The 18,957-nt window shown below is 62.8% G+C and carries 14 protein-coding genes; 10 read left to right on the forward strand and 4 right to left on the reverse strand.

All coding sequences use genetic code 11. The features are described 5' to 3' along the window. The 4 genes from QVP03_RS12865 to QVP03_RS12880 all read right to left on the reverse strand — a co-directional run. Window positions 1–661: EamA family transporter (locus QVP03_RS12865; RefSeq protein ID WP_288210825.1), on the reverse strand; the 661-nt coding region annotated here is incomplete at its 3' end. Between the two features lie 87 nt (window positions 662–748). Continuing rightward, window positions 749–1,402 carry a DKNYY domain-containing protein gene (locus tag QVP03_RS12870; RefSeq protein ID WP_022333796.1) on the reverse strand — a complete coding sequence of 218 codons (654 nt, stop codon included), beginning with the start codon at window positions 1,400–1,402 and terminating at the stop codon, window positions 749–751. A gap of 352 nt (window positions 1,403–1,754) precedes the next feature. Further along, a complete protein-coding gene (gene rpsA / locus QVP03_RS12875; protein ID WP_018696096.1) occupies window positions 1,755–3,590 on the reverse strand; it encodes a 30S ribosomal protein S1 in 1,836 nt (611 codons plus the stop codon). Window positions 3,591–3,772: 182 nt separating this feature from the next. Beyond that, window positions 3,773–5,197, reverse strand: a complete 1,425-nt coding sequence (locus QVP03_RS12880) for a bifunctional metallophosphatase/5'-nucleotidase (RefSeq protein WP_022333797.1) — start codon at window positions 5,195–5,197, stop codon at window positions 3,773–3,775. Between the two features lie 70 nt (window positions 5,198–5,267). Between QVP03_RS12880 and QVP03_RS12885 the strand changes: the two genes are divergently transcribed. The 10 genes from QVP03_RS12885 to QVP03_RS12930 all read left to right on the forward strand — a co-directional run bounded on the left by QVP03_RS12885 (window position 5,268) and on the right by QVP03_RS12930 (window position 18,864). Beyond that, entirely contained in the window at window positions 5,268–6,938 is a 1,671-nt protein-coding gene (locus QVP03_RS12885) for a nucleoside kinase (protein WP_022333798.1), read from the forward strand. A gap of 201 nt (window positions 6,939–7,139) precedes the next feature. Then, the gene (gcvP, locus tag QVP03_RS12890) at window positions 7,140–9,965 is read left to right on the forward strand and encodes an aminomethyl-transferring glycine dehydrogenase (RefSeq protein WP_087403120.1); all 2,826 of its coding nucleotides are present in this window, start codon (window positions 7,140–7,142) and stop codon (window positions 9,963–9,965) included. 280 nt (window positions 9,966–10,245) lie between these two features. Then, the gene (locus QVP03_RS12895) at window positions 10,246–10,785 is read left to right on the forward strand and encodes an FKBP-type peptidyl-prolyl cis-trans isomerase (protein WP_055202593.1); all 540 of its coding nucleotides are present in this window, start codon (window positions 10,246–10,248) and stop codon (window positions 10,783–10,785) included. Between the two features lie 269 nt (window positions 10,786–11,054). Beyond that, complete coding sequence (locus QVP03_RS12900) at window positions 11,055–12,443, forward strand: WG repeat-containing protein (protein ID WP_022333801.1); 1,389 nt, start codon at window positions 11,055–11,057, stop codon at window positions 12,441–12,443. A gap of 40 nt (window positions 12,444–12,483) precedes the next feature. Continuing rightward, window positions 12,484–14,214 (forward strand): DUF4954 family protein, encoded by a 1,731-nt coding sequence (locus QVP03_RS12905; protein ID WP_022333802.1) that lies wholly within the window; start codon window positions 12,484–12,486, stop codon window positions 14,212–14,214. A 7-nt stretch (window positions 14,215–14,221) separates the two neighbouring features. After that, on the forward strand, window positions 14,222–15,079 hold the full coding sequence (locus QVP03_RS12910) for a vWA domain-containing protein (protein ID WP_022333803.1): 858 nt from the start codon (window positions 14,222–14,224) through the stop codon (window positions 15,077–15,079). A gap of 2 nt (window positions 15,080–15,081) precedes the next feature. Next, window positions 15,082–16,089, forward strand: coding sequence for a WG repeat-containing protein (locus QVP03_RS12915; protein ID WP_022333804.1), 1,008 nt, complete (start codon window positions 15,082–15,084; stop codon window positions 16,087–16,089). A 154-nt stretch (window positions 16,090–16,243) separates the two neighbouring features. Beyond that, window positions 16,244–17,176 (forward strand): thioredoxin-disulfide reductase, encoded by a 933-nt coding sequence (gene trxB, locus QVP03_RS12920; protein WP_022333805.1) that lies wholly within the window; start codon window positions 16,244–16,246, stop codon window positions 17,174–17,176. Between the two features lie 6 nt (window positions 17,177–17,182). Continuing rightward, the gene (locus QVP03_RS12925; RefSeq protein ID WP_022333806.1) at window positions 17,183–18,106 is read left to right on the forward strand and encodes a ribonuclease Z; all 924 of its coding nucleotides are present in this window, start codon (window positions 17,183–17,185) and stop codon (window positions 18,104–18,106) included. Continuing rightward, complete coding sequence (locus QVP03_RS12930; protein ID WP_022333807.1) at window positions 18,103–18,864, forward strand: RNA methyltransferase; 762 nt, start codon at window positions 18,103–18,105, stop codon at window positions 18,862–18,864. The genes QVP03_RS12925 and QVP03_RS12930 overlap by 4 nt, the downstream gene beginning before the upstream one ends. The last annotated feature ends 93 nt before the right edge of the window (window positions 18,865–18,957 follow it).

An 18,957-nucleotide genomic window follows, 5' to 3' on the forward strand; every position in this document is an offset into this window, starting at 1 on the left:
AGAGCGTCGGGAAAAGCGCATGGCCGGCTATGGCGGCATAGTCGGTGTGGATGATCTCCTTTAGCCCGAAGGGCAGCGCAACGACGGCCGCCACGCAATATACCCAGCGCAGCACGGTGGTGATGCGGTACCTGGCAACCAGGGCTTTGAACCAGACCATGTACAGCGCCGTGGCGCAGGCGCACAGCATGATCATCACGTTGCCCCAGACATGCGAATGCTGGTGCGACGACGAGGCGCCCGTCAGCACCACCGCCACGGCGCCCGCCATGCCGAGCAGCAGCCCCGCGACCTTGAGCTCCGTGAAGCGATCCATGCCCAGCAATACGGAGAGCAGCAGCACCAGCAGCGGGACGATGGTGTCGATGATCGATCCGTCGATGGGCGAAGTCATCGAAAGTCCGTACATGATGAATACCTTGCGCAGCACGCCGATCAGCAGCGCGGCGCCGATCAGCTTGCGGATGTCGGCGCGCGCGACCCGTTCGGCCTTCTGCCACAGCAGCGGCACGAGCGAAAAAAGCGCCGTGACGACCAGCGACCCCGCCACCATGGCCATCGGGTGGACATAGTGCGGCAATACGATGTTGTAAAACGGGTAGTCCATGGCCCATACGATATTGCATATCAGCAGGGCAATGTGGGGCTTGAATCTGCTCATTCCGTCTCGGAGTTTACCCTGCGGGAAACAAAAACAGTGCCTTTCCGTTCGGAAGGGCACTGCCGTTATAGCGGTGGCGGCCATTTCTCACCACCCGTCGCGCGGCACCTCGAACGAACCGGGCGACGCTCCCGGCAGCTCTTTCCCCCGGTAATAGACTTTCCATGCGTCTTTCCCGTATCCTTCCCCGAGTTCTTCGAACGTCTGTGCCGAGGCGCCCTTCACCTCACCGCCCCTGTAAAATACCTTCCAGGCATCCTTTCCGTATCCGTTCCCGAGGCTCTCGAAGGTCATCGCCGACGCCCCGTCCACCTTCCGGCCGCGGTAATACACCGTCCAGCTGTCCTTCGAGTAACCGCCGCCCAGCCTTTCGCCCGACAACGCGCTCCCGTCATACCGCTCCCCGTAGTGGTCGGTATGCCAGTTGTCTTTCCCCATCCCGTTCCCGAGGCTCTCGAACGACGAGGCCGACGCCCCTTCCACCTTCCGGCCGCGGTAGAACACCGTCCAGTCGTCCTTACCGTACCCGCCGCCGAGATCCGTGAACGACGATGCCGAAGCGCCCTTCACCTTCCTGCCCTCGTAATACACCGTCCAGTTATCCTTCGAGTAAGCCCCGTGCCGCCTCTCCCGGTTGGGCTGCGACGCCCGAACCTCCTCGGGGGCAGGATTTCCCAGGCAGTGCGGGACACCCGCAAACACCGAAAACAGCGAAAACAGGGATAATATCAGCTTTTTCATAAGGCGCGGTATCCGTTCTTGATTATATTTAGTTCCTGATTATATTTTACGATCCGACCCGAAATATACGGAGTTATCGCCACGCGTCCAAGAAATCGGCGGCAAACTTTCCCGGAGTGGGGCGAAAAGCCCTGTCCTCCGCCTCAACCCGCCGCAGTCCTTCACCGCTCCCGGCCTATCCTTCGCCCAGGTCTACCCGCACCCCGCCCCGCAATCCTTTTCCCAACCGCGACCAACTGCCCCTCCTTCCCCTGCGCCCACAAACGCGCCCACAAAAAAAGAACCGCAGGCGTTACGCCTGCGGTTCTTTCGATATATCGGCGGACGGCTGCACCGTCCCTCCGTACGGGGATTACTCCTCGGCCTTCTCTTCCTTGGCAGCCTTCTTGGCGTTCTTCGCCTCGGCAGCCTCCATGGCGCTCTTCAGCGCGGCCAGACCTGCGATGTCGCCCAGCGTCGTCTTCTCGACCGAAGCGTTGATCTTCTTCACGGTCGACTTCGTAGCATCGGCGGCGGCACGCTTCTCAGCCTTCTCGGCTGCCACTTCGGCACGCTTGGCCTCCTCGTACGTACGCAGGTGCGAAAGGGTGATACGCTTGGTAGCCTTCGAGAACTCGAGCACCTTGAAGTCGAGCTTGTCGCCCACCTTCGGCGTCGTGCCGTCCTCTTTGGTGAGCTGGCGTGCGGGGCAGAAGCCCTCCACGTTCTCGCCCAGTGCGACGACTGCGCCCTTGTCGGTCATCTCGGTGATCGTACCCTCGTGGATGCTGTCTACCGAGAACTGGTTCTCGAACTCGTTCCAGGGGTTCTCCTCGAGCTGCTTGTGGCCCAGCGACAGACGGCGGTTCTCCTTGTCGATCTCGAGCACCACGACGTCGATATCAGCGCCCACCGACGTGAATTCGCCGGGGTGCTTTACCTTCTTCGTCCAGCTCAGGTCGGAAATGTGGATCAGGCCGTCGATACCCTCCTCGATCTCGACGAAGATACCGAAGTTGGTAAAGTTGCGCACCTTGGCCGTGCACTTCGTGCCGACGGGATACTTGGTTTCGATATTTTCCCAGGGATCGGGCGTAAGCTGCTTGATGCCCAGCGACATCTTGCGCTCCTCGCGGTCGAGCGTCAGGATGACAGCCTCGACTTCGTCGCCGACCTTCATGAACTCCTGCGCCGAACGCAGGTGCTGGCTCCACGACATCTCCGACACGTGGATCAGTCCCTCAACACCGGGGGCGATCTCCACGAATGCACCGTAGTCGGCCATCACGACCACGCGGCCCTTGACCTTGTCGCCGACCTTGAGGTTCTGGTCGAGCGCCTCCCACGGATGCGGGGTGAGCTGCTTCAGGCCCAGTGCGATACGCTTCTTGGCATCGTCGAAATCGAGGATGACGACCTGGATCTTCTGGTCGAGCGCCACGATCTCTTCGGGGTGGTTCACGCGGCCCCACGAGAGGTCGGTGATATGGATCAGGCCGTCCACACCGCCCAGGTCGACGAATACGCCGTACGAGGTGATGTTCTTGACGGTACCCTCGAGGATCTGGCCCTTCTCGAGTTTCGACATGATAACCTGCTTCTGCGCTTCGAGTTCGGCCTCGATGAGCGCCTTGTGCGAAACGACCACGTTGCGGAACTCCTGGTTGATTTTCACCACCTTGAACTCCATGGTCTTGTCCACGTATACATCGTAGTCGCGGATGGGCTTCACGTCGATCTGCGAACCGGGCAGGAACGCCTCGATGCCGAATACGTCGACGATCATACCGCCCTTGGTGCGGCACTTGATGTAACCCTTGATGATTTCGTCCTTTTCGAGGGCCTCGTTCACACGATCCCACGATTTGAGCTGACGTGCCTTCTTGTGCGAAAGAACCAGCTGTCCGCCCTTGTCCTCGGCCGACTCGACATAGACCTCGATCTTATCGCCGACCTTCAGGTCGGGGTTGTAGCGGAACTCGGAAACGGGAATGACACCCTCGCTCTTGTAGCCGATGTTCACGAGAACCTCGCGCTTGGTAATGCCCGTAACGGTACCTTCCACGACCTCGCCGACGTTGACGTTCGAAAGCGTCTTGTCGTAAGCCTCTGCGATCTCCTCCTTGGGATGGTCATAGACTCCCAGGTCGTTTTCATACGCGTTCCAGTCGAAATTCTCGTTCGTGACTACATTTTTCGTTTCTTCCATGATGGAAATTCTTTTTGCGATACAATCGCTCGTTAAATGATTAATAATTAAACTCGTAGCTCCCGCCTACGCGCCTTATGCGCATACGTGAGGGCTACAAAGGTAACGGTTTTTTGCGAATCTGCAAAAAATCAGGCGGTTATTTGCGTCCCGCGGAAGCCTCCGGGCGTCGTCCGCGGCGCCTATTTGCGCACCACCCGCTGCCGCGGGGTGTTGTCGATCTTCAGCGGGCTGTCGTCCCTGAGCTCTTCGAGCAGGATGTCGGCCACCTTCTCGTCGGTGATTTCCCCGCCGGTATATTCCATATCCTTGTAATTCCGGTAGATATAGTCGCTCACGGCGACCTTGTACTTCCGCCCCTCGCGCAGCTTCGGGAACTGCACGTCGAGGGCGTTGTCCGCCGCATCGGTGACGATCATATAGGGCGTGGTCGAAATCAGGTCGATGCGGTGCGCCTCCTTGGCGTTCACCGGGTCGTTGTACTTCGACACGATCATGCGGCGCATCTGGGCGGGCGTCATCTCCATCCGGGCCACCAGCGTCCCGAACGGCTCCAGTCCGTATACCTTCGCCGCGCTCACCCCGCCCGCGGGGATCGAATCGAGGCGCACGCCGCCGATGTGGTAGAAACCGACGTCGGCATCGGCCTCGTCGGCGACCGCCGCGGCCATCCAGTTGGCAAGTCCCCACTTGTCGGCGGCATTGCCAAAACGCCCGACGGGTTTGTTCAGCTCCGGGTCGGCATAGTAAGCCTCGACCTGCTTCTGGTAGAGGATATCGGGTTCGTAATCGGCCAGCGGGACGATCCGGTAATCAACCCCAGACACCTTATGCCCCTTCATCCGTACGGTCGTCACGCCGATGTTCCGCAGGTCTTTGCCCGTCTGCGTCAGCAGCGTGCCGCCGATGAGCGTATCGACCTCTTCGTGCGTATGCCCGCCGATCACCACGTCGTACTGCGACTGCCCCTTGGCGAGCAGTTCCGCATCGCGGTCGTCGCCCATGTGCGACACGAGTACCAGCACGTCGCACTCGGGCCGCAGCTCCGCGGCATATTTCAGGGCCATCGCCTGCGGGTCGGGAAACTCCAGCCCCGCGAAACTCGATTCATTGCCCGCCGGATGCCCCGGCCCCTCGTAGTTGGTCACCACGCCGACGAACCCGATCCGGATCCCGTCCCGGTCGATGACCGTATAGGGCGGCAACTGCGGGAAGGTGCAGGTGTCGCTCACCACGTTGGCGCAGACCACCTCGAAGTCCATGCTGTCGATCATCCGCCCCAGGAACGCCTGCCCGTGGTCGAATTCATGGTTGCCCAGCGTCGCCACGTCAAACCCCAGTTCGTTCATCAGGGCGATCATCGGCATACCGGGCGTCGGCGCCATGTCCACATAGGCATTCCCCGTCCAGCGGTCGCCGGCATCGACCAGCACCACCAGTTGGGCCGTATCGCGGCACGCCTCGACGGCCGACGCCAGCCGCGGGAAGTTCTGTATCTTTGCGTGCATGTCGTTCGTCGACAGCAATACGAGCGTCCTTTCGCGGGGGGCGCAGGCCGCGGCGAGCGCCGCAACGGCGACCAGCCCCATCCTCAGTATTCCTTTCATAACACAGGTTTTAGTTTGTCAAAGTTATAAATTATTCATATCTTTACATGTTTTCAAGCCTGAAAATCTTATGACAAATATCATCGAAATCATATGCGAAAACCTCGGCGGCACGGTCGAGGTGCCGATGGGCACCCCGCTTTCCGAGGTCGCAAAGCGGGTCGCGCCGGGGCCCTACCCGTTCCTTGCCGCCCTGGTCAACAACCGCATCAAGGAACTGTATTACAAAATATATACCCCGGTGACCGTCCGTTTCGTGGACATCACCTCCTTCGCCGGCATCCGCGTCTACCAGCGCACGTCGTGGTTCATCCTGCAGAAAGCCGCCCGCGACCTCTTTCCGGGCAAGACGCTCCACATCCGCCATTCGATGGGGCAGAACGGCTTTTACTGCGAGATCGAGGGCATCGACGAATTCACGCCCGGGCTGGCCGAGGCACTCGAAGGGCGCATGCGCGACCTGGTGGCGCAAGACCTGCCGATCAGCCGCATGAAGATCCTCACGAGCGAAGTCCGCGCCCGCTATGCGGCCCAGGGCCTCACCGACAAGATCGCCCTGCTGGACACCCGCCCGCGGCTTTACAGCGACCTCTATACGCTCGGCGACACCGACGGTTATTTCTACGGCGCGCTGGCGCCCTCGACGGGGTTCGTCGACCTGTTCGGCATCGAACCCTACTACAACGGGTTCTACCTCGCCCTGCCGCTGCGCACGGCGCCCGACCGGCTCAACACCAACGTCGAACAGGAAAAGATGTTCGGCATCTTCCAGGAATACCAGTCCTGGGTGCGGATCATGGGCGTGCCCACCGTGGGCGCCGTCAACTCCAAGGTGCTCGCGGGCGACGCGGGCGGCATGATCAAACTGGCCGAAGCGTTCCACGAACGCAAGTTCGCATGGGTCGCCGACACGATCTACGACGCCAACATCTCGCGCGGCGTACGCATGGTGCTCATCTCGGGCCCCTCGTCGAGCGGCAAGACCACCTCGGCCAAACGGCTGGGCATCCAGCTCGGGGTACTGGGGCTGCAGCCGGTGCTGATCTCGCTCGACGACTATTTCGTCGACCGCGAAAAGACCCCGCGCGACGCCGACGGCGATTACGACTACGAGGCGCTCGAAGCCATCGACCTCGACCTGTTCAACGACCACCTCTGCCGCCTGATGCGCGGCGAAAGCGTCGACATCCCGCGCTACGACTTCATCACGGGTCGCCGCACGTGGCACAACAACCCGCTGACGCTCGACGAGCGTTCGATCCTGATCGTCGAGGGCATCCACGGGCTCAACCCGCGCCTCACCCCGAGCGTCCCCGAAGCGCAGAAATTCCGCATCTACATCTCATGCTTCACGTCGGTGGCGATGGACAACCTCTCGCGCATCGCCACGACCGACAACCGCCTGCTGCGCCGCCTCACGCGCGACTATACGCAACGCGGCGCAGATGCCGTGGCGACGCTTTCGCGCTGGGGCTCCGTCCGCCGCGGCGAGGAGAAGCACATCTTCCCCTACCAGGAAAACGCCGACGTCATGCTCAACTCGTCGCTTTTCTACGAAATCTCGGTGTTGCGCCCCTATGCCGAAAAGATCCTCCGCGAGGTTCCCGACACGGTACCCGAGTACGACGAGGCGCGGCGCATGCTGAAGTTCCTGAAAAACTTCACCCCCATCCCGCCCGACGAGATCCCGCCCACGTCGATCATCCGGGAGTTCATCGGCGGCAGCAGTTTCAAGTACTGACCCCGGAAAGCCCCGCCGGGCTCCCCGCCCCGCACCCCGCCGATGCCGGGACACCGCCCGGCGGGGTGCGGCGCCGCAGGCCGCATGCGGCGGAAAATATAAGCCCGGCAGGCGCTTGCGGTCTTCGTAAAAATAGTATTTTTGCATGGGAATTACGCGCCGCCCGGCGCATCCGACGACAATAACCAATTGATGATAACTATGTTCGACAAGTTTTCCGAACGCCACATCGGCGTCAGCAACGAAAAAGACCTCAAAGCCATGCTCGAAGTGATCGGCGCAAAGTCGGTCGACGAACTGATCTCGCAGGTCATTCCCCAGTCCATCCGGCTCAAGAAGCCGCTCGCACTGCCGGCCGAAGGGATGAGCGAATACGAATTCGCCGCCCACATCCGCTCGCTGGCCGACCGCAACCGTTGCCTCAGATCGTTCATCGGCATGGGCTACTACCCCTGTGCCGTCCCGGCCGCCATCGTGCGCAACGTCTTCGAGAACCCCGCCTGGTACACCTCCTACACGCCCTACCAGGCCGAGATCTCGCAGGGCCGCCTCGAGGCGCTGCTGAACTTCCAGACCGCCGTGATCTCGCTCACGGGCATGGAGATCGGCAACTGCTCGCTCCTGGACGAGGGCACGGCCGCCGCCGAAGCCATGCTGATGATGTTCGCGCTGCGCTCGCGCGAAGCGGTCAGGGAAGGTCGCAACCAGCTCTTCGTCGACCGCAACATCTTCCCGCAGACGCTCGACGTGCTGCTCACGCGCAGCGAACCGTTCGGCATCGAACTGATCGTCGACGAATACGACGAATACAGCTTCACGGGCAAGGAGTTCGGCGCCATCGTCCAGTACCCGGCCGCCAACGGCGCCGTGCGCGACTATACGGACTTCACGGCCGCGGCACATGCCAAGGGCGTGCTGGTCACGGCTGCCGCCGACCTGCTTTCGCTGGCGCTGCTCAAATCCCCCGGCGAGTGGGGTGCCGACATCGCCGTCGGCTCGACGCAACGCCTGGGCACCCCGATGGGCTTCGGCGGCCCCGGCGCAGGCTACATGGCCACGCGCGAGGCCTACAAGCGCAACATGCCCGGCCGCATCATCGGCGTCTCGGTCGACCGCCTCGGCAACAAGGCGCTGCGCATGGCGCTCCAGATGCGCGAACAGCACATCAAGCGCGAACGCGCCACGTCGAACATTTGCACCGCCTCGGCGCTGATGGCCTCGATGGCAGGCTTCTACTGCGTCTACAACGGCCCCGAGGGGCTGAAACGCGCTGCCGACACGGCCCACCTGGCCGCCGCAACGGTCGCCGACGCACTCCAGGCGATGGATTACAAACTCGCCGCCGCAGACTTCTTCGACACGCTCGAAGTCTCGGCCGAAGCCGCCGTCGTGCAGTCGCTGGCACTCGAAAGCGGCATCAACTTCTACTACCCCACCGAAGGCTCCGTGCGCATGTCGTTCGACGAGGTGACCACCCCCGAAGAGGTCGCCGAGGTAATACGCATCTTCGCCGCCGCCAAAGGCAGGAAAGCCAAGGCCGTAAAGCCCGTCACCGAAAGCCGCGTGCCGGCCGCCCTGCGCCGCCGCACGGCCTACCTCTCGGAGGCGGTCTTCAACACCTACCGTTCGGAAAGCGACCTGATGCGCTACATCAAGAAGCTCGAACTGAGGGACATCTCGCTCGCCAATTCGATGATCTCTTTAGGTTCGTGCACCATGAAGCTCAACGCCGCGGCGCTCATGCAGCCGCTCTCGCTGGCGGGCTTCCAGATGATGCACCCCTTCGCCCCGGCCGACCAGGCCGAAGGTTACATGCAGTTAATCACGGAGTTGGAAAACGACCTGGCGACGATCACGGGCTTCGCGGCCTGCTCCCTGCAACCCAATTCGGGCGCTGCGGGCGAATACGCCGGGCTGATGGTGATCCGCGCCTACCACCAGAGCCGCGGACAGGGCTACCGCAACGTGGTGCTGATCCCGGCCTCGGCCCACGGCACCAACCCCGCGTCGGCCGCCATGGCCGGCATGAAGATCGTCACGGTAGCCTGTGACGACAAGGGCAACATCGACGTCGAAGACCTCAAGGCCAAGGCCGGGGAATACAGTTCGGAGCTGTGCGGGCTGATGGTCACCTACCCCTCGACGCACGGCGTGTTCGAGAGCCGCATCCGCGAGATCGTGGACGCCGTGCACGACGCAGGCGGGCAGGTCTACATGGACGGCGCCAACATGAACGCGCAGGTGGGGCTGACCAACCCCGGCTACATCGGCGCCGACGTCTGCCACCTCAACCTGCACAAGACCTTCGCCATGCCCCACGGCGGCGGCGGCCCGGGCGTAGGCCCGATCTGCGTCGCCGAGCACCTCAGGGCATTCCTCCCCTCGCATCCGGTTATGCCGACGGGCGGCGACGAGGGCATCACGGCCGTGGCGTCGGCCCCCTGGGGCTCCGCCATGCTGCTGCCCATAACCTACGGTTATATCAAGATGCTGGGTGGAAACGGGCTGCGCCGCGCCACCGAAATGGCGATCGTCAATGCCAACTACATGTCCTCGGCGCTGGCACCGGAATACCGCACCTATTATTCGGGCGAGACCGGCCGCGTGGGACACGAGATGATCCTCGACCTGACCTCTTTCAAGAAGGACTACAACATCGACTGCGGCGACATCGCCCACCGCCTGATGGACTACGGATTCCACGCCCCGACGCTCTCGTTCCCCGTGCATGAGACGCTGATGGTCGAGCCGACCGAATCGGAACCCAAGGCCGAGATGGATCGCTTCATCGAAGCGCTGGTGAGCATCAAGCGCGAATGCGAAGCTGCCGCGGGGCAGGCCGACAACGTGGTCGCCAACGCGCCGCACACCGCCGTCGAGATCGCCGGCGAATGGACGCATCCCTACACCCGCGCCGAGGCGGCATTCCCGCTCGCATGGGTGCGCGAAGCCAAGTTCTTCCCCTACGTAACCAAGATCGACAACGGCTACGGCGACCGCAACCTCTGCTGCCGCAACTGCGAATAGGCTGTCCCGAACCGGCTACTACGTACCAAAAACGCGGGCACGCACGCCGGCACCGTAAGCATCGCGGCACGTATCCGGCCCCGGCATTTCACCCGGACAGACCCGACGAAACGGGCCGAAAGCAACAGAAGCGGAAAATAATTTTTTTTTTGCACGATTTTAGCATAATAGGGAGATAAGCTTCCATAAAACCAGATAAATTCCGCAGTAATTGCAAATCCGGAACTTAATTTCTATCTTTGCCAATCAATTACATGCAATAAATCCTAATCAGATTACAATGAAAGTAGAACAGAACAAAATGGTCGGCGTGGACTACAAGCTCACTGTCGACGGACAAATCGCAGACCAGTCGCGCCCGGGACAGCCGCTCGAATTCATCTTCGGGACAGGCATGCTGCTTCCCAAATTCGAGGAGGCAATCCTGGGCAAGGAGATCGGCGAGGCCGTCTCGTTCACCCTCGAGCCCAAGGACGGCTACGGCGAGCTGATCGCCGATGCCGTGGTAGACCTGCCGAAAAATATATTCATGGTCGACGGCAAACTGGCCGAAGACATCCTCTTCGTGGGTTCGCAGGTGCCGATGAGCGACAACCAGGGCAACCGCATGATGGGTATCGTCAAGGAGGTCGGCGACGAAACCGTGAAGATGGACTTCAACCACCCGATGGCGGGCAAGACGCTCAATTTCGACGTCGAGGTCGTATCAGTGCGCGACGTAACGCCCGAAGACTTGCAGGGCGGCTGTTCATGCGGCGACTGCGGGGATGACTGCGGCGGCGGGTGCGACCATGGGGACGGCCACTGCGACTGCCATTAACGAACACGAAGCGGGACTGGAAAGCCCCGCTTTTTTAAACCCGGATACCGTATTACTGTATTATGCGGCCCTGGCCCAACTTGCCACGGTGGCCGACAGCGGTACTTTTCACGACCTGCCGGGACTGGAGGTGAAAGACGCGGATTCCACAGGCGCCGCAGGCAGCAGGGAACCTTCGCCCAGGCCGGGAGGCGGCTCCGCTTTCGCCGCCCCACCCTGCAAACCGGAATCTTCGGTTCCAACCCCGGCAACAAGACAACCAATAAACCGTGTTCACGCTGCGACAATACCTCACGACACTGGCCGACACCCACGGATTGACGAAAACCCTGGGCGGCATGGAGGTATGCCGTGACAGCCGGGGCCGCATGTGCTACACCGTAGGCAACAGCGCCATCGTCTTCCGTGTCCGCCACGAAGGGCATATCCGCTCGCTGCGGTGCTACATGCATCCGCCGCGCCACCTGGCGGAGATTTACGGCGAACGGCTGCTGCCGCAGGAGCTGTACCTCTACGACTCGCCCCGGAGCGGGGTTTGGGTCGACGTCGTACTGGGCGACTGGATCGAAGGCGCGACGCTCCACGAAGCCGTCGCAGAGGCGGCCGCGGCAGAAGACGCAACACGGTTGGGGCAACTGGCCGCGGCGTTCGACCGCCTGGCCGCAAGGCTTACGTCGGACGACTGGGCACACGGAGACCTCAAACCCGAAAATATCGTCGTGGATTCCTCGGGGCGGCTGCACCTGATCGACCTCGATGCCATGTACCTGCCCGCATTCGCCGGGGAGGCGAGCCCCGAACTGGGTACCGCGGCCTTCCAACACCCGGCACGGACGATCCGCGACTTCAATGCCTCGCTCGACGACTACCCCGCGGCGCTGATCTCGACGGCCCTTCATGCGCTGGCGCTCGACCCCACCTTGTACGTACGCTACCCCGATGCCGACGGGCTGCTCTTCTCCCCGCAGCAGATCCGCACCGACGAGGCGCTCCGCGAGGCCATCGCGCTTTTCGAACGCGAAGGGCTGGCCGTGCAGTACCGCATCGCACGGTTGCTGTATGCACCCACGCCCCGTTTGTTCGGGCTGCCGGAGTTGCTGGCATGGGCCGCACGCACTGGCGGGCCCCCGTGCGGCGGGAGAGAAGGCGAAGAGACAACCGGGAATACGGGCGGGGACAAAAGCGGGGACACGGACGGCGGCGCAGAGAGGTATCCAGCCGGAAATACAGGGTGCGGCGCGGACAAGCACACAGGCGGAGGCACAAGAGGTATAACCGGGAATACAGGGTACGGCAGGGACAAGCACACAGACGGGGACACAAGCGGCGGAGAGTTGTTTGCGGGCAAAGACGGAGACGTACGGAACGACGGCGGCGCAGTTTCGCCGGAGCTGTTCGTCGGGAACGGCCTGTGGGGTTACAGGACACCGGAGCGGATCGTCATACCGCCGCTCTACGACTGCGGATTCGACTTTACCGAAGGGCTTGCCGCCGTCAGGGTGGGCCAGGCTTGGCACTACATCGACATCGAAGGGCGCACCCGGATACGATGTGCGGGGTACGAAGCCGTAAAACCCTTCCGCAACGGCCGTGCGGAGGTCATCCGTGACGGCAGGCGGCTGGAAATCGACCGCGCAGGGCGCGAGTTTGAAATTTAGCCGCAATTCGTTATATTTGCATCTGCTAAATACGATTGTGATGCCCCAATTCAGAAATATGACACCGGCGGAAATCGCCGCGGTCGAGTCGCTCGGCTCCTCGGCCGAAGCGTGGTCGCAAGTGTCGGTCACCGACGATTTCACCCCCTTCCAGTTGCTGCAAAGCCACCTGGAAGGCAAGGTCGTGATCGGCTCCGGAGCACGCATCATCCGCTCACGGGTGTGCAACTACCACCTCGGCGAAGGGGCGCTCGTCGAAGGGGTCACGGCACTCGAATGCCGCCGCAGGAGCACGTTCGGGAACGGCGTGGGCGTGGCGACGATGAACGAATGCGGCGGGCGCACGGTGAAGATTTACGACCGCCTTTCGGCACAGGCAGCCTATCTGATGGCCGTCTACCGGCACCGCCCGCAGACCATGGCGGCCCTGGAAAAGATGGTCGACGACTATGCCGAAACCCGCGCCTCGCAGACGGGGAGCGTCGGCAAGGACAGCCGCATCATCGGCGCCAGGTTCATCCGCGAAGTCCGCATCGGCGACAACGTCACCGTCGACGGCGCCTCCCTGCTCGAAAACGGCACGGTCTGCGACGGCGCGCACATCGGCGTGGATGTCAAGACCTACGACTTCATCGCCGCGGAAAACGCCCGGATCGACAACGGCTCGATCGTCGAACGCTGTTTCGTGGGCGAAAGCTGCCGGCTGGACAAGGCCTTCACGGCGGCCGAATCGCTGTTCTTCGCCAATTCGCACTGCGAGAACGGCGAGGCCGCCTCGATCTTCGCGGGGCCCTACACCGTCTCGCACCACAAGTCGTCGCTGCTCATCGCGGGCATGTTCTCGTTTTTCAACGCGGGCAGCGGCTCGAACCAGAGCAACCACCTGTTCAAGAGCGGCGCCGTGCACCAGGCGGTGCACCTCAGGGGCTGCAAGTTCGCCAGCGGCGCCTACATCATGTCCCCTGCGCTGGAAGGGGCTTTCACGATGATCATGGGGCACCACTCGTTCCACCACGACACGTCGGCCTTCCCCTACTCATACCTGATCGAAAAGGAGGGGCGTTCGGTGCTCATGCCCGGGGCGAACCTCACCAGCTACGGAGCCGTGCGCGACATCGAGAAATGGCCGGCACGCGACCGCCGCACCATACGGCGCGACGTCATCAACTTCGAAGAATACAACCCTTATATCACCTCGGGAATGCTCAGGGCCGTGGATACGCTCCACGCGATCGCAGAGGAAGACCCCGACGCCCCGACGTACGTCCACCAGAAGGCGATCATCCGCGCGGCGGCCCTCAAACGGGGCATCGGACTCTACAACCGCTTCATCGTGGCGGCGCTGGGCGCGATGCTCGACCGGGGAGAATCGGCGGAACGCTACGACGGCAGCGGCCGCTGGCTCGACATCGCCGGGCAGTATATCACCAAACGCGAAGTCGAGGCCATCCTCGATGCCATAGACCACGGCGAACTGACCTCGCCCGAAGAGGTGGACAACCGGTTCAGGGTCTTTTCCGTCCACTACGACGACTACGCCCACAGCTGGGCCGAAGGGGTCTACGCATCGCTGCTGGGACACATCCCGACCGTGGCGGAGATAGAAGAGGCCATCGCGGCGGGGCGCAACGCCCGCGCGACGATGCGCCGTACGACCGACGCCGACCGCGACCGCGACTGCTCGCTCGACATGGCGGTCAGCTACGGCCTCGACAGCGACGACGAAGGGGAAGTACGCGACGACTACTACTCCGTCCGGGGACTTAAATAGACGCAACATGTATACACAGAGCATCACACGCAACCACCGCACGGCATTCATCCTGGCCATAGACGGCTCGGGGTCGATGGCCGAAAGCATCCTCTTCCGGGGACGCTGCATGACCAAGGCCGAAGCGGTTGCAACCATCACCAACGACCTGCTGTTCGAGCTCGTCGAACGGGCACGCCGCAGCGACGGCGTACGCGACTATTACGACATCGCCGTGGTCGGCTATTCGGGCGACGACGAGGTACGCTCGCTGCTGCCCGGAGGCGAGGATCTGGTGCCTGTCAGCGCCCTGGCGGCACAGGAGATGCCGGTGCACACGGAGGTGATCGAACACCGGCTTCCCGACGGCAGCATCGCCCTACGGGAGATTCCCGCACCGGCGTGGATCAAGCCCCTGTCGGCCGGGCAGACGCCGATGTGCGAGGCACTGCGCCGCGTGAGGGACATAGCCGCCAGCTGGACTTCCCGCACGGCCAACGCCGAAAGTTTCCCTCCCGTGGTCTTCAATATCACCGACGGCGAGGCCACGGACTGCGACAACGAGGAGCTACGTGCGGTCTGCGACCAGATCAAGGCGCTGGGCACCGTCGACGGCAACGTCCTGCTGATCAACATCCATATCGCTGCCGGGGATACCGAACGGCCGGTATTCTTCCCCGAGGCGCACGAAGCCCGGTATACGAACCGGTATGCCTCGCTGCTCTACGACTGTTCGAGCGAAATGCCCGCGGTCTTCAACGAGGCCATCCGCGAAGCCAAGGGCCCGGGTGCGATCCCGCCCTTCCGCGGCATGAGCTACAACGCCTCGGCGGCCCAGCTGGTCGCCATGCTCAACATAGGTTCCATCAGCGTCAAAACCGAATAGAGATGATAGTGACCCTGCAACATTTCTCCCGGGCACTGCTGACGCCCGACCTGTCGCTGGCGATGCTTGCCGACGCCCGCCCCGTTACGGAACCCAACGGCATGCCGCGCCTGGTGCGCACGACGCGTTTCGCCGAGGCTGAAGTCGAATGGCGGGGCGAGCGGTGGCTCGTCGCCATGCCCCTCAACCCGTCGGCCATGCCCCGGATCGAACGCACGGTCTCGGCGCTGCGCAAACTCAACACCGGCTACCTGGCCGAATGCCGCATACTGCCGGGCGAAATGCGCTGGCACGACGCGGCGGGCACGGAACGGCACACGGATCTGGTATTGCAGCACCTGCCCGCCGGAAGGGAGTTCGCCGAAGCGCTGCTTGCCGAGGACAAAACGACGCTGCTCGCGGCGCTCGACGCCTTGCAGGCGGCGCTCGGGGAGCTGGAATTCACGCACAACAACCTCAAGGAAGCGAACCTCCGCTGGCACCGGGGACGGTTCGTCCCGATACGCTATTACGATGCCCGAATCGGAGCAGCGGAGCCCGGCACGGCTGACAGGGAGGCATTCGACGTCCTCCGGCACAGGATCGCCGAGGCACCCGTGCCCCGCCAGACGGCCAACGACGTCACGGTGCCCTACAACCCGCTGCGCAGTCTGACCGGACACCGGTGGACGAGCCACGTATTCGAAGGGCTGGTGTGCGTGGAGGACGACAACGGGTTCGGGTTCGTGGATACGGACAACAACCCGGTGATCCCGGCGCAGTTCGTCTGGGCGGGCGATTTCCGCGAAGGCCGCGCCGAGGTACAGACGCAGACGGGGATGGGGCTGATCGACCGCCGGGGCTGTTACGTCATACCTCCCGAATACGAAATCGTCGACTACGACCCCGCCGCCAGCGTGGTGCATGTGCGCAACAACGGGCACTGGGCGCTGTTCGACTACCTGGGACGCCGCCTCACGGAGTTCCGGACGGAAGTCCCGGAGCCCTGCGGGCCTGAAATTTGCAGGTGACAACGGCAATATTAGATATTTCGCCGTTATCGGCGCCTTCCGGCTGCATTGGCAAACCCGGCCCGGAGGGGCGCTGCCCGGCACAACCGGAAAAGGCGACCGGCGGGACTTCGGAGCATATAATCACGATAACAAATACAAAAAATTACAAGTCATGGAAGAAACGATCAAATGCCTGATTATCGGCAGCGGCCCCGCAGGATACACGGCCGCCATCTATACGTCGCGTGCAAACCTCCAGCCCGTGCTCTACGAGGGCATCGAACCGGGCGGGCAGCTCACGACGACGACCGACGTGGAGAATTTCCCGGGCTACCCCGACGGGGTCAGCGGCCAGCAGATGATGGCCGACATGCGGCGTCAGGCCGAGCGCTTCGGCACCGAGATCCGCACGGGCACAGCCACCCGCGTAGACCTCGCGTCGCGGCCGTTCCACGTGGTGATCGACGGCGAGAAGGAGATCAGGGCCGAAAGCCTGATCATTGCCACGGGCGCCTCGGCCAGATACCTGGGGCTCCCCTCGGAGACGAAATTCCGCGGCATGGGCGTGAGTGCCTGCGCCACCTGCGACGGCTTCTTCTACCGTAAAAAGGACGTGGCCGTGGTCGGCGGCGGCGACACCGCCTGCGAGGAGGCCACCTACCTCGCCTCGATCTGCCGCAAGGTCTACATGATCGTGCGCAAACCCCACCTGCGCGCCTCGAAGGCGATGCAGCAGCGCGTGTTCAGCACCCCCAACATCGAGGTGATATTCAACCACAACACCGCCGAGGTACTGGGCGACGAGTCGGGCGTGACGGGCGCACTGCTGCGCTGCAACGACGGCAAGGAGGTGAAGATCGACATCTCGGGCTTCTTCCTGGCCATCGGACACCATCCCAACACGGAGTTGTTCCGCGACCAGTTGCAGCTCGACGCCGAAGGCTACATCAAGGTCGAACCGGGCACGTCGATAACCAACATCGAAGGCGTCTTCGCCGCGGGCGACGTCCGCGACCCGCACTACCGGCAGGCCGTCACGGCGGCCGCTTCGGGCTGCATCGCGGCCATCGACTGCGAGCGTTTCCTGTTAAGCCGGGCCAACTAAAAACGCATGAGTTTCAGCGTCACCATACTGGGGTCTTCCTCCGCGAAGCCCACCCTGAGCCGGCATCCGTCGGCGCAGGTGGTCAACGTGCACGAGCAGTACTACCTGGTCGATGCGGGCGAAGGGGTACAGCAACAGTTGATCCGTTACGGCATCAACCCGCTCAGGCTACGTGCCGTGTTCATCTCGCACCTGCACGGCGACCATGTATTCGGGCTGTTCCCGCTGATCTCGACGCTGGCGCTCTACGGCCGCAAGACCCCGCTGCGGGTATTCGCCCCGGCACCGATGGGCGAGATTCTGGCCTGCCACCTCAAATATTTCGACAGCGAACTGCCCTACCCGGTCGTATGGACGGAGGTCGACACGACCAAGCATGCGCTGCTGATGGAAAACCGTACGCTGGAGGTGTGGAGCATACCGCTGCGCCACCGCGTGCCGACGGCGGGGTTCCTTTTCCGCGAAAAGGAGCCGGCGCTGAACGTCGACAAGTTCAAGATTACGAAATACGGGCTTTCGGTCGCACAGATCACCGCCGCAAAGCGGGGCGAGGACGTCACGCTCTCCACGGGGGAGGTGATCCCCAACGGGGAACTGACCTACCGTCCCTACGCCCCTCGGTCGTACGCTTACTTGTCGGACACCAACTTTTCGGCCAAGGCCGCAGCACTGGCAGCAGGCGCCGACCTGATGTACCACGAGGCGACCTACGCCGCAGCGGAGCAGAAGGCGGCGCGGGAGCGCGGGCACTCGACGACGACCGACGCGGCCAAGGCTGCCCTGAAAGCCGGGGCGAAACGGCTGGTGATCGGGCATTACTCGTCGCGCTACAAGGATGAAAACATGCTGGTCGAAGAGGCCCGTGCGATCTTCCCCGAAACCTACCCCGCCACCGAAGGGATGACGTTCACCTTAGAAAAACAACGATGACAAAAGCCGACATACAACTCGTCCGCGCGCTGGCCGACAAACGCGGGCGCACGGAGCACGGACTGTTCGTCGCCGAAGGGGAGAAACTCATCGGCGAGCTGCGTACGTCGCACCTCGGGGTACGCAAGATATTCGCCCTGGAAGGGCTGTTTTCAGGGCCGGAAGTCGAGGTCGTCGGCACGAAGGAGATGGAGCGGCTGTCGCTGCTGAAAACAGCCTCCAACTCGCTGGCGCTGGTCGAAATACCGCATTACGGACTGGATATGCGGGCTCTCGCGGGACGGCTGACGCTGGCGCTCGACGACGTGCAGAACCCGGGCAATCTGGGCACGATCGTCCGGCTGGCCGACTGGTTCGGCATCACGGACATCGTCTGCTCGGAGGCCTCGGCCGACTGTTTCAACCCCAAGGTCGTGCAGGCCACGATGGGCGCCATACTCCGCGTGAGGGTGCACTACACCGACCTGGGAGGGTTCCTGCGCCAAGCCGCGGACGCCGGGCTGCCGGTGTGCGGGACTTTCCTGGAGGGGGAGAACATCTACGGGGCGTCGCTCCCGGAGGCAGGGATCGTCGTCATGGGCAACGAGGGGCGCGGCATTTCGGACGCCGCGGCCGCGACCGTCACCCGCAAATTGTTCATCCCGCCTTACCCGGCCGGCCGGCGGGGTTCGGAATCGCTCAACGTGGCGATGGCGACGGGGATCGTCTGCGCCGAATTCCGGCGGCAGGCAAGCACGACGGGCACGGGACAGGCGTAAAGGAGCAAAAAACAGAAGGAAGGAGCCGCAAACAGACAAGGGCAATTCCCGTCATAACGCAGACGACGGGAAAAACCTGAAATCGACGGGTGG

Origin of the sequence: Alistipes sp. CAG:29, assembly GCF_000435435.1 — a bacterium.
In the GTDB taxonomy this organism is placed as follows: Bacteria; Bacteroidota; Bacteroidia; order Bacteroidales; family Rikenellaceae; genus Alistipes; species Alistipes onderdonkii.